The sequence below is a fragment of the Stenotrophomonas sp. TWI700 genome (assembly GCF_039673645.1).
GTDB lineage: Bacteria > Pseudomonadota > Gammaproteobacteria > Xanthomonadales > Xanthomonadaceae > Stenotrophomonas > Stenotrophomonas maltophilia_AA.
Window position 1 is genome coordinate 31416 of record NZ_JBDJMB010000013.1, and the last position, 12566, is coordinate 43981.

Below are 12566 nucleotides of genomic sequence, written 5' to 3' on the forward strand. Positions count from 1 at the left end.
GCCCCCGCTGTCACCGCGGGGGCCGATCTTGTTACGCTGGCCGCGCCCAAGGGAGGCTGCGATGACACAGCGACACGGCGAAGACGGCAGCACCCGGAGGTCCGCATGAGCACGGTCATCCTGCTGCCGATCGGGGTCGACGATGCCGCGCTGGACCGCTGCCTGGCCGCGCTCGATGCCGGCACCGCGCCCGCCACCGCGATCTGGCTGGCCGACGATGGCCAGGCTGGGCCACGCGCGCAGGCGGTGATCGAACACTGGCTCGCACAGACGCCGCTGCAGGCCGAGTACACCCGCCGCGCCCGCGCGATCGGTGAAGTGGCCCACCTGGATGAGATGCTGGCCGCGTGCACCGGCGCCGATGTCGTGGTGCTCGCCCCGGATGCGATTCCGGCACCGGGCTGGCTGCAGCAACTGGAGGCCTGCCTGGCCCGCGATCCCTCGATCGGCTCGGCCACGCCGTGGTGCAACGCCGGTGAGACGGCGGCCTGGCCGCGGCTGGGCGAGATCAACCCTCTTCCGGACGACCTGGATCTGGCCCCGCTGGCGCAGGCCTGTGCGGCGATGCCGCCGCTGCATCCCGAGCTGCCGTCTGCGGTGACTCACGCGGTGCTGTTGCGTGGCAATGCGCGGCGCAAGGCGGGCGGCCTGGACATGCACAGCTATGCCTCGTGGAATGCCGCCCTGATCGACCTCAGCCTGCGCATGGCCGGGCTCGGCTGGCGCAATGCACTGTGCGAGACCGCGTTCGTCGCCCGGGTCGCCGAAGGCGTGACCGGCGAGGGCGACATGGAGGCGCTGGCAACGCGCTGGCCGGCCTGGCCGCCGCGGCTGGCCGGCTTTCTGATGGCCGATCCACTGCAGCAGGCCCGCCACGACCTGCAGCAGCATCACCGGCAGGCGATAATGCCCAGGGCGCAGGGCGATCTGTTCGCGCCCCCCGTCATTGCTGCCCCGGAGTCGCCTGTTTGAGCCCTGCCATCGTCGCCATCATCGTCAGCTACCAGAGCGCCAGCACCTTGGACGCCTGCCTGCTGCGCCTGCGCGAGGCGCGCGACATCGCCGAGATCCGCGTGGTCGACAACGACTCCACCGACGGCACGCTGGAGATCGTGCAGCGGCATGCCAGCGCGGATGCGCGGGTGCGCTTCATCGCCAACCCGGACAACCCCGGCTTCGCCGCGGCCAACAATCAGGGCGTGGCCGACAGCCAGGCGCCGTGGCTGGCCTTCATCAACCCGGACCTGATGGTCGGTCCCGAGACCCTGGCCGTGCTGCGCGAACGCGCGCTGCCGCTGGGTGACTGCGTCCTCGGTGTCGAGCAGGTCGACGAAGACGGTCGCCCGGACGATGCGGTGCGCCGTCGCGACCCGGATTTCGCCGCGATGCTGCGCAACCCCGGGCAGGGCGGGAAACTCGCCATCCCTGTCGACCGCAGCCAGCCGCTGCAGATCGTGCCGGCCCTGTCCGGCGCATTGCTGCTGATGCCGCGCGCGCTGTTCGACCGGATCGGGGGATGGGATGCCGGCTATCGCCTGCACGCCGAGGACCTGGACCTGTGCCGTCGCGCGCGCGAAGCCGGCGCGGTGATCGCCATCGCCAACGACCTGCAGGTCACCCATGTGCGTGGTGTCTCCAGCCGCTCGCGGCCGTTCTTCGTGGAGTGGCACAAGCACCGCGGCCTGTGGCGTTACTTCCGCCGGTTCGAGGCGCCGCAGCGTCCCTGGCCGGTGCGCTGCGCGGTGTGGGGCGCGATCTGGGCGCATGCCCTGGTGCAGGTCCCGCGCCTGCTCCGCCGCCGGTAGATGTCCGTGCTCTTGCGCCGACACCCGGGCGAGACGTGCCGTGAACGCAGTCCGCGCTGAGGGCACCGGCCGTTGGTCGTACACAGTGGCAGGCGCATAATCGTCAGCATGATCATCCAGTCCCTGCTCGACACCGACCTGTACAAATTCACCATGATGCAGGCGGTGCTGCATCAGTACCCCGGCGCGCAGGTGCAGTACCGGTTCAAGTGCCGGACCCCGGGCATCGACCTGGCGCAGTTCATCGACCAGATCAACGCCGAGATCGACCACCTGTGCAGCCTGCGCTTCAGCGCCGAAGAGCTGGACTACGTGCGCGGCCTGCGCTTCGTCAAACCGGACTTCGCCGACTTCCTGGGTCTGTTCCACCTGGACCGCAAATACATCGCGCTGCGCCCGTCCGCCACCGTCCCCGGTGAGATCGAGCTGGACATCACCGGCCCGTGGCTGCACACCATCCTGTTCGAAGTCCCGCTGCTGGCGATCATCAACGAGGTCTGGTTCCGCAACACCACCGACGCCGATTTCAGTGAAGGCGAGCGCCGCCTGCAGGCCAAGACCGCGCTCCTGCGCGATACCCCTGGTTTCGAGCTGTGCCGGATCGCCGACTACGGCAGCCGCCGTCGTTACTCGCGCGAGTGGCACGGGCGCATGCTGCCGATGCTGCGCGACGCGCTCGGTGACCAGTTCGTGGGCACCAGCAACGTGCATTTCGCCCGGCTGTACGGCATGACACCGCATGGCACCATGGCGCACGAGTATCTTCAGGCCTTCCAGGCGCTGGGCCCGCGGCTGCGCGATTCGCAGGTCGCCGCGCTGGAATCGTGGGCGCGCGAGTACCGGGGCGACCTGGGCATCGCGCTGTCCGACGTGGTCGGACTGGAGGCCTTCCTGCGCGATTTCGACATGTATTTCTGCAAGCTGTTCGATGGTGTCCGCCACGACTCCGGCGACCCCTTCACCTGGGGCGACCGCATGCTGGCGCATTTCCACAGCCGCCGCGTGGATCCGCGCAGCAAGGTGCTGGTCTTCAGCGATGGCTTGAACATCGAAAAAGTGATGCAGCTGTTCGACTACTTCCGCGGGCGTTGCCAGGTGGCGTTCGGGGTGGGCACGCACCTGACCAACGACCTGGGGCCGACCCCGCTCAACATCGTGATCAAGATGGTCCGCTGCAACGGGCAGCCGGTCGCCAAACTGAGCGATTCGCCGGGCAAGAGCATGTGCGACGATCCGGGCTATCTGGCGTATCTGCGGCAGGTGTTCGAGCTGCCGGCCGAGGGATCTTGATCGGGTCTTGATCTCGATCCGGTCATCATTGACGCACGGCGGGCATTTACCTCATAAGTGTGACGCGCGTCGTGTAAAATGCGGCCAAGGGGCCTTCCTTTCTGGGGGGCGGGGCCAGCAATGGCGTCATCCGGCGCTGGCCGGCGGGGAAACAAGGAACCGATTTGCAGTCGATCTCGCTTGCGATCACGCAGTTGCAGCCTGAGTTCACCCGTCTTCGGCAGGGGGGTGTTTACTGGCTGGCATGCTCGGTACTGGAGCACGCAGACCTGGTGGGTGCCGGCATGCTGGGTGCTTCGGGAACAGTCGACCGAGCCGTGGTGGTTGGAATGGGGCGTTCGCCCCAGCCGATGCTCGATCGCCTTGAGGCCAGTGAGGGGCCGTCACGCATCCAGCTTTACCAGGTGCCGCAGACCCATCTTCAATCGGCGTTCGCGAACCTGCAGACAGAGTTGTCGCGGGCGGCGGGCCGATACCCGAGCCTGTGCCTGGTCCAGTTGCCAGCGGTCCTGCTGGATGCACTGAGCGATCCGCAACTGGCGCTGTGGTGTCAGCGGCTCAAGCAATGGGCACTGACCCGCGGTAGCACGGTAGTGCTGCTTGGTCATGGCGATGCGGCGACCTTGGCGCCTCGGCTGGTGCCATTGAATCGCTACTGCGCGGGTGTGGCCCAGTTGCATCCGCATCGTGGTGCGCTGCAATACCTGGTGCATTATTGGGCGAATGCGCTCGGTGTCGTCGCCCAACGCGAGTTCCGCGTGGAAATCGTCAATCAGCAATTGCACTGCGTTGCCGCCGAAGAGTCCCCCCTGCAGCCTGTGCAAGAGGCAAGTGACCGCTTCCTGTACCTGGCCCACACCGCAGTTCTGGAAGGGGCGCCGCCACTGTCGCCGGCGTGGCGGTTGTACGACAGTTGGTCGACCCTTGTCGTTCCTGCGCTGCAGGCGCAGTCGGCCAGCGTGCTGTTTGGCATCTCGGAAAACGGTCAGGTCGACGATCTTGCGCGCAGCCTGTATCGGTTGCGCCGTGAGCGCGGCAATGCGTTGAAGCTGGTGGTGCGCGAAATGGCCCCGTGTCTGCGCTATGCCGATGAACGCCTGCTGCTCGAGTGCGGGGCCAATCTGGTCGTACCGCCGAGCACCCGTCTGCCCCGTTTCCTGTCCTTGCTGGATACGCTGCAGGGGCACCGCTGGCAAGGGGCGTTGCCGGACGATCATGCACGCCTCATCCGCGCGCACCGTCCGCCCGACGTTGGCGGGATCGTCCCGGCGATGCAGTTCCGGCAGATTGTTGGTGCACTCGTGGCGGCTGAGGATCAGCGTGTCGAAAGCGCCCTGCTGGTCTTGCAGCCCGTCGCCGGGCTGCGCCCGGAGCAGGCGTTGCGGCAGTGTACGATCCGTCGCCGTGGCGACCTGGCCTGCGTGTACCGCGGGCAGATACGTCTGTTCCTGTTTGCGTGCCGCAGCGATGGTATCGAACGCGCTCTGGGCAATCTTTTCCGCCTGCCGTGGCAGGAAATGTTCGATGGGTATCAACGCCTTGCCGAGTACGACGTCGCCGCAATGAATGCCACCGAGCTGGAGCCGGATACCGTTCTGGACACACACATGGACGATGCGTTGGAGGCGACTGAAGCCGAGCCGGCGGCGGACGTTTCCGGGCCACTTCGCCCACGCGCGACCCGCCTGGGGGATCCCACATGAACTACCAACAGGTGTTCGGTCTGATCATGGTGTGCGCGCTGGTGATGATTCCGTTGGGCGCTCTGCTGGGCACTCTGTACCGCTGGGTCAGTGCCCGCATTCGTGATGCTCTGCCGCCTCGATACCTCAAAGCAGTGGGCGTACGCAGACGTACGGCCACGCGTGATGTGGGAGGTGCACGTTGACCCGCGTGGTGCCGGCAGCACCGTATGCCTGGGCGGACCTGCGCGGTTGGAACCTGTATTTCCTGTCCAAGGTCGTCCTGGCCTGGATGGGGGCGCTGAATCTCAAGGTGCTGCCCAATCTGCTGTTCCTGGTCGCGCTGCTGGTGCCTCTGCGGTGGCGCTGGGCGCGGATCGCGCGCAGCGTTCTGGCCTTGCCGATCGGCGTCGCGCTCTACTATCAAGACACGTGGTGGCCGCCGTTCCAGCGCCTGTTGGCGCAGCCGGGCGTGTTGGATTTCTCGGCCTCGTATTGGCTTGAGTTGATGTCCCGTTTCGTCAACTGGCCCATGGTAGGGGCGTTGACGCTGCTGGTCGTTGCTTACCTGCTGCTCAAGCCCTGGCTGCGGATGACCACCCTGAGTGTGATCGGCATGCTGGGTCTGGCACTCATCGCATTGCCGCTGCCGGCAGGGCTGCAATGGGGAGAGCGAACTGACGTGGCCTCCGCCGACCCGACGCCTGGCCGTTCCACGGCTCCGCGCGGCCCGGCCAATACCGATAGCCTCAATGCCTACCTGGCCAATTTCTACCAGCAGCAGGACACACTCAAAACCAGCTTCCCGGGCCCCTCGGCGGGTGCCCCCTTCGATGTGATCATCCTCAACGTGTGCTCTCTGGCCTGGAGCGACCTGGACGAGGTCGGGATGCGCCAGAACGACCTGTTGGACCACATGGATGTTGTGTTCGATTCGTTCAATTCTGCAACGGCCTATAGCGGTCCCGCGGCGATCCGTCTGCTGCGCGCGAGCTGCGGGCAGACCTCGCACACGCGTCTGTTTGATCCCGTGCCGGCTGAGTGCCAGTTGTTCTCCAATCTGCAGCGGCTGGGCTTCCAGAACGAGCTGGCCATGAACCACGACGGCCATTTCGATGATTTCATCGGTGAGCTGTCCAGCTACGGCGGACTACAGGCCAAGCCGATGGATACCAGTGCATTGCCGCGGGCCCTGGTCGCGTTCGACAACACGCCTCTGCACCGGGATGGTGACGTCCTGATGAGCTGGTTGAAGCGCCGGCAGGCCGAACCTGCCGCGCAGGTCGCCCTGTTCTACAACACCATCTCCCTGCATGACGGCAATCGCATCGTGGGTGCTGATGGACGTGCAGCCGCGGCCGACTACAAGGCCCGCGCGAACATGGTGCTCGGTGACATGGCGAGCTTTGTCGATGCTGTGGAAAAGAGCGGGCGCCGCGCAATGATCGTGGTGGTTCCGGAGCATGGCGCTGCATTGCACGGAGATCGCATGCAGATCCCCGGGATGCGTGAGATTCCCAGTCCCTCCATCACCCATGTGCCTGTCGGGGTCAAGCTGGTGGGGATGGGTGCGCCAGCGGGGGGCGGTCCCCGTCATGTCACCGAGCCCAGCAGCTATCTCGCGCTGTCGGAGCTGGTTTCGAGGGTGTACGCGCTCAATGCACAGGTGCCCGCCCAGGATCGCGATTGGAGCGCACTGCTGCAACGCCTGCCGGTGACGCCCATGGTGTCGGAGAACGAGGGTGCCAAGGTGCTCGACTACGACGGCAAACCTTACCTGCAGCTGCAGGGCAACCAAAGCTGGATGCCGTATCCGGAGGACGCACGCTGATGCCCAGCCATCCCCAGCCTGTACTGACACCGCGTTCGGTGCAGGACGACGATATCGCCTACCTGCGGCGCAGTCTGCAGATGCCAGAGCTGCCGTACGTGGATTTTTCCGCGCAGCGGGAGCGTATGCAGGCGCTATCCCGCTGGCCGCTGCTGCGTGAGCTGGCCGACATGCCGACCATCGACCTCGATCCGGTGCGCGGGTGAGTACCGTCCTGGCCATGTATGGGCTGCGCGGTGGTAGCGGCGTCAGCACACTGTTGGCCGGCCTGGGCGACGCGCTGCACGCGCTGCAGCAGCGCGTACTGCTGGTCGACATGAGTCCGGACAATCTGCTTGGCCTGCATTTCAACCTGCCGTTCATCGAGCCGACCGGCTGGGCACGTGCTCAGATGGAGGGCAGCGATTGGCGCGATGCCGCGTTCGCCGTGGAAGATGGCTTGACAGTGGTGCCCTATGGACGCCTGGACCTGGGCGGCATCTCGGCGGTCGAACAACAGCTGGCTGCACGTCCCGAGCTGTGGAGCCAACGCATTGAGGCATTGTCCGCCGACGTGGATTGGGTGCTGTTCGACCTGCCTTCACATCTGCCCGCCCACGCGGCCTCGATCCTCCGCCACGCGCGCTGCGATATGGGACTGCAGGTGGTCAACGTAGACAGTGGAAGCCATGCGCTGCTGCAGCGTCCCGAGCTGCGCGATCGTGCGCAGGACTGGCTGCTGGTCAATCGCTACGATCCTGGCAGGCAGCTGCAGCGTGACCTGATGCAGCTGTGGCTGCACGATTTCGACGCGCGCTTGGTGCCGCAGCCTGTGCATGAGGACGGGAGTGCGCCGGAGGCATTGGCCAGCAAGCTGCCGATCCGTCGGCATGCACCGGCCTCGCTTGCCGCTGCGGACCTGGACAGCCTGGCGGTCTGGTGCCTGACCCGTGCCAACCTGGACCCGGATGAGGCACGCGGATGAATCTGCATTACCTGCCCTACGCGCACCTGCGCCGCAACGTCAGCGCCAGTCGTCCGACATTGTGGTGGCTGTGGTTGCTGCAGCAGGTGAGCTGGCTGTTCCTGCGCCTTGAGGGCCCTGCCTGGCAACAGCAGGCGGCGCTGGTCAAACGTGGCTTTCCGCAGCTGCGTGAGAAGCGCTACTGGCGTGTCGGCGATCCATTGCGTCTGCTTATCCAGGCCGCTTGGATCGCGCTGGTTCGTATCACGCCAAAGATGTCACCGCGGCGGACACGATTGCGCCTGGCACAGCGGAAGCGTCTTGCCCGCCTGCGTGGTGTCGCCGGGCGTGGCCGCCTGCGTTACCTGCGGACCATGCAGGACGCGCCCCCCAGTCTGTGGAACAGTGCTCCCTGGCAATGGCTCTGGGCGCGGCTCAACCGCCTTTCGCCGCGTGCACGCCGGATCATCACGCTGTTGATCGGCGGCCTTGCCGCCGTCCTCGCCGTGGTGTGCATCACCCAACCGTTCAATTACATGGCGCAGTTCGTTTTCGTGCTGCTGCTGTGGGCTATCGCACTGCTGGTGCGGCGCATGCCGGGGCGGTATGCCACCCTGATTCTGGTCGTGCTGTCGATCACCGTGTCGTGTCGTTACCTGTGGTGGCGCTACACAGCGACGCTGAACTGGAACAGCACCTTCGATCTCATCTGCGGCGTCATCCTTCTGGCTGCTGAAACCTATTCCTGGCTGGTGCTGATGCTGGGCTACGTGCAGGTGGCCTGGCCGTTGAACCGCAAGCCGGCGCCCCTGCCGGCCGATACGTCGCAATGGCCGACGGTAGATGTGCTGATCCCGACCTACAACGAAGATCTCGCCCTGGTACGACATACCGTTTACGCCGCCATGGGCCTTGACTGGCCCGCAGACAAGCTGCGCATCCATGTGTTGGACGACGGCAGGCGCGCCGAATTCCGCGCCTTCGCCGAGCGCGTCGGCGTCAATTACATTGCCCGCAGCACCAACGAGCATGCCAAGGCCGGCAACCTCAATCATGCCCTGACCCAGATAGATGGCGAGCTGGTAGCCATTTTCGACAGCGACCACCTGCCAGTGCGTTCGTTCCTGCAGATCACCACCGGCTGGTTCCGCCGCGACCCGCGCTTGGCGCTGGTGCAGACGCCGCACCACTTCTTCTCGCCGGATCCCTTCGAGCGCAACCTGCGGGTATTCCGTCGCGATCCAAACGAAGGCGAGCTTTTCTACGGCCTGGTCCAGGATGGCAATGATCTGTGGAATGCCGCGTTCTTCTGCGGCTCATGCGCGGTTCTGCGTCGAGAGGCGATCGATGCCATCGGTGGTTTTGCCACAGAAACCGTCACCGAGGACGCACATACCGCATTGCGTCTTCACCGCAATGGGTGGAATTCGGCCTATCTGCGCATCCCACAGGCGGCCGGGCTGGCGACCGACAGCCTGGGTGCGCACGTCAACCAGCGCATCCGCTGGGCCCGCGGCATGGTGCAGATCTTCCGCATTGACAATCCCCTGCTCGGCAAAGGTCTGTCACTGTTCCAGCGCTTCTGCTACGCCAATGCGATGCTGCATTTCATGGCCGGCATCCCACGCCTGGTGTTCCTGACCGCCCCGCTGGCGTTCCTGCTGATGCATGTCTACATCATCTATGCGCCCGCGTTGGCGATCATGCTGTTTGTGTTGCCACACATGGCGCATGCCAGCCTTACCAACTCGCGTATTCAAGGCAAGTACCGTCGGCCGTTCTGGGGCGAGGTGTATGAAACGGTCCTGGCGTGGTACATCGCACGGCCCACCACGGTTGCGCTGTTCAATCCCCGCCGTGGCAAGTTCAACGTCACTGACAAGGGCGGCATGCAGGCCCAGGACACCTTCGATTGGCGCGTCGCGCGTCCCTATCTGGTGCTGGCTCTGCTGAATGTGGCCGGCCTTTGCTTCGCGGTGTGGCGATTCCTGGATGGGCCGGTGGATGAGCGCGGTACGGTGGTGGTCAGCTCACTCTGGGTGCTCTACAACCTCCTGATCATCGGCGGCGCGCTCGCAGTGGCGGCCGAGGTGCAGCAGGTACGCAAGACGCATCGGGTCACCACCGATCTGCCCGCGGCGTTGCAGCTCCCAGGTGGCCGCCGTTGCACGGGCGTGCTGCGCGACTATTCCAACGACGGTGTTGGTATCGAGCTTTCCGAGCCGGTGGGCCTCGCCGATGGAAGTGAAGTCACCCTGTTGCTGGGTCGTGGCAGACGGGAGTTCGCGTTCCCGGGCATCGTCCAGCGCAACGTCGGTCAGCGCTTGGGCATCCTGTTGCGCTTCGATACCGAGCAGCAGCGGGTGCAGTTCGCCCAATGCACCTTCGCCCGTGCCGATGCCTGGCTGGACTGGCACGCCGGCTATGAAGCGATGAGCCTGCCGCGCAGCTTGTGGAGCGTTCTCTCGCTCGGCTGGCGAGGCTATCGCCGTATGGGTGAATTCGCGCCCTTTGATGCTCAGCGCCCCGTGCACTGGACACGTAACGCTCTCCAGTGGCTGGCCAGCTTCGCACCGCAACGACCACTTCCTTCTCCATCGGCTGACCCAGCCGTCCACACAGGGCCCCGTCCATGAGCTTGCCTACCTCCCTGCGCTGGCTGCTGCTGCCATTGCTGGCATTGCCGATTGCCAACGGCAGCAGCGCACCGGTTGCCCCGGCATCCGCGCGCCCCGCCCCTACGGCTGATCAGTCCACCTCCGCCCCGGCCGCAGTTTCAACGCCGGTCGCTGTTGCGTCGGTCCCTGCGTCCCCAACGTCAACGGTGGCGGCGCAGGCGCAGAGCTGGCGAGGTCAGGCGTGGCCGTGGCAGCGTGCGAGCAGTTTCGCTGACCTCGGCCGACGACAGGATGTCATGCTGTCCGGCGTCCGTAATGCGGCGACGTACGAGTTCCAGGTCCGTCGGGATCGGTTGGCCCGTGATGCGGAACTGGATCTGAGTTTCACTCCCTCGCCCGCGCTGTTGCCGACCCTGTCGCATCTGCGCGTATTCCTCAACGATGCATTGATGGATGTTGTACCGATCAGCGACAGCCAACTGGGCAAGCCAGTCCAGGCAAAAGTGGCACTGGACGCTCGGTTGATCGGCGATTTCAATCAACTGCGCCTGGAGTTTGTCGGTCATTACACCGACATCTGCGAAGAGCCGACCCACAGCTCACTCTGGGTGAACGTGGCCAGCAGCAGCGTGGTGCGCCTGGGCGGCCAGCCGCTGGCAATGCAGGATGACCTGGCCAACTTCCCGCTGCCGTTCTTCGACCCGCGCGACAGCGCGCGGCTGGAGCTGCCCGTGCTGTTTGCCGGTGCGCCGTCGCTGCAGCAGCAACGCGCCGCAGCCGTGATGGCGTCCTACTTCGGCAGCATGGCAGGGTGGTGGCGACAGGCGCGATTCCCCGTGTCGTTCGACCAACTGCCAGAGAAAGGCCACGCCGTGGTGTTTGCGGTCAACGGCAAGTTCCCCTCCGTCATCGCCGGGCATGCACCGGTGCAGGGACCGGTGATCGAGCTGGTCTCGCTTCCTTCGGATCCGGAGCGCAAGCTGTTGCTGGTGCTGGGTCGCAATGATGCGGACCTGCAGACGGCGGTGGCGGCAATGGCCGCAGGCAATGCACTGTTCCGTGGCAACGTGGTCAAGGTCGACGAGGTCAAGGCGCTGGCGCCGCGCAAACCGTACGATGCGCCCAACTGGATGCGCACGGACCGCGCCGTACGCTTCGCCGACCTGCTCGACTACCCGCAGCAGCTGCGGGTGCAAGGGGTCTCCCCACAGCCGATCACGCTCAACCTCAACCTGCCGCCGGATCTGTTCATCTGGCGCAACCAGGGCATTCCGCTGAACCTGCGGTATCGCTATACCCCGCCTTTCAATAGTGACGAGTCGCGGCTCGGGGTCAGCATCAACGACCAGTTCATCTCCAGTTTTCCGTTGATCAAGCGCACCGGGAAACAGGGGCTGGAAGAGATCCGTCTGCCTGTCATGGGCAGCGATGCGGGTAGCGGCGACGGCAGTCTGTTGATTCCGGCGCTGAAGATCGGCAACCGCAACCAACTGCGCTTCGATTTCAATTTTGCCAGTGTCATGGGCAGTGCGCAGCGCGATCATTGCCAGACCACGTTGCCCCCCAACCTGCAGGCGGCGATCGAAGAAGATTCGACCATCGATTTCTCCGGCTTCCACCACTACATCGGGCTTCCGGACCTGTCGGCATTTGCGCTGAGCGGCTTTCCTTTCACGCGCATGGCCGATCTCTCCGAGACCGTGGTGCTGGTGCCGCCGCAGGCCAACGCCGCTCAGGTCGGGATGTTGCTCAATGCGGTCGGCGGCCTTGGCGTGCAAAGCGGATATCCGGCTTACGCGCTGCGTGTGAGCGATGACTGGAAGCAGGCTGTGACGCTGGATGCGGACCTGCTGGTGCTGGGGACGTTGCCTGAGAACCTGCGTGGCAGCGACCAGCTGTCGCTGTTGATCGATAATCAGCGCAGTACGCTGCTCAACGGCCGCGTACCGTCGCCGCAGACTGCCGTGGCCGAGGCGCGCCAGGGCAGCCGCGGTGCGGACGCGCCCATCAATCGGGTCGCGGTCACTGCCGATGCTCCTTTCGCGGCGATCATCGGCATGCAGTCACCGAACCATCCACAGCGCAGTATCGTGTCGCTGGCGGCCAACCAGTCGGCCGACTACGCGCTGCTGGATGACGCATTGACCGACATCGGCAAGCGTGCGGCCATCGCCGGCTCCGTGGCGATCCTTCGCAGTTCCGGCATCCACAGTCAGTTCGTCGGCGAGCACTATTACGTGGGCTCGCTACCGTGGTGGCTGCTGCTTTGGTATCACCTGGCCGACCATCCTGCCCTGCTCGCCGTACTCGCCACGGTGGTGGTGCTGCTGGCTGCGTTCCTGCTGTGGCGTCTGCTGCGTTGGGTGTCGTTGCGCCGGTTGAATCCGGAGCCATGAG

At 65.3% G+C, this 12566-nt stretch carries 10 protein-coding genes; all 10 read left to right on the forward strand.

The features are described from left to right. The first annotated feature begins 105 nt into the window (after positions 1-105). Positions 106-972 (forward strand): glycosyltransferase, encoded by an 867-nt coding sequence (locus ABE473_RS11235; protein ID WP_346489525.1) that lies wholly within the window; start codon positions 106-108, stop codon positions 970-972. Next, complete coding sequence (locus ABE473_RS11240; RefSeq protein ID WP_346489526.1) at positions 969-1805, forward strand: glycosyltransferase family 2 protein; 837 nt, start codon at positions 969-971, stop codon at positions 1803-1805. The genes ABE473_RS11235 and ABE473_RS11240 overlap by 4 nt, the downstream gene beginning before the upstream one ends. A gap of 108 nt (positions 1806-1913) precedes the next feature. Next, positions 1914-3095 (forward strand): nicotinate phosphoribosyltransferase, encoded by a 1182-nt coding sequence (gene pncB / locus ABE473_RS11245; protein ID WP_346489527.1) that lies wholly within the window; start codon positions 1914-1916, stop codon positions 3093-3095. Positions 3096-3259: 164 nt separating this feature from the next. Continuing rightward, positions 3260-4798, forward strand: coding sequence for a cellulose biosynthesis protein BcsE (gene bcsE / locus ABE473_RS11250; protein WP_346489528.1), 1539 nt, complete (start codon positions 3260-3262; stop codon positions 4796-4798). Beyond that, entirely contained in the window at positions 4795-4983 is a 189-nt protein-coding gene (gene bcsF / locus ABE473_RS11255; RefSeq protein ID WP_179460738.1) for a cellulose biosynthesis protein BcsF, read from the forward strand. The genes bcsE and bcsF overlap by 4 nt, the downstream gene beginning before the upstream one ends. 5 nt (positions 4984-4988) lie before the next feature. Beyond that, positions 4989-6608, forward strand: a complete 1620-nt coding sequence (bcsG, locus tag ABE473_RS11260; RefSeq protein WP_346489559.1) for a cellulose biosynthesis protein BcsG — start codon at positions 4989-4991, stop codon at positions 6606-6608. Further along, positions 6608-6814, forward strand: a complete 207-nt coding sequence (gene bcsR, locus ABE473_RS11265) for a cellulose biosynthesis protein BcsR (RefSeq protein ID WP_346489529.1) — start codon at positions 6608-6610, stop codon at positions 6812-6814. The genes bcsG and bcsR overlap by 1 nt, the downstream gene beginning before the upstream one ends. Continuing rightward, on the forward strand, positions 6811-7572 hold the full coding sequence (gene bcsQ, locus ABE473_RS11270) for a cellulose biosynthesis protein BcsQ (RefSeq protein ID WP_346489530.1): 762 nt from the start codon (positions 6811-6813) through the stop codon (positions 7570-7572). Before bcsR ends, bcsQ begins: the two co-directional genes overlap by 4 nt. Continuing rightward, positions 7569-10187: a UDP-forming cellulose synthase catalytic subunit gene (gene bcsA / locus ABE473_RS11275; RefSeq protein ID WP_346489531.1), complete on the forward strand. Its 2619-nt coding sequence runs from the start codon at positions 7569-7571 to the stop codon at positions 10185-10187. The genes bcsQ and bcsA overlap by 4 nt, the downstream gene beginning before the upstream one ends. Continuing rightward, positions 10184-12565 carry a cellulose biosynthesis cyclic di-GMP-binding regulatory protein BcsB gene (bcsB, locus tag ABE473_RS11280; protein WP_346489532.1) on the forward strand — a complete coding sequence of 794 codons (2382 nt, stop codon included), beginning with the start codon at positions 10184-10186 and terminating at the stop codon, positions 12563-12565. The genes bcsA and bcsB overlap by 4 nt, the downstream gene beginning before the upstream one ends. The last annotated feature ends 1 nt before the right edge of the window (position 12566 follow it).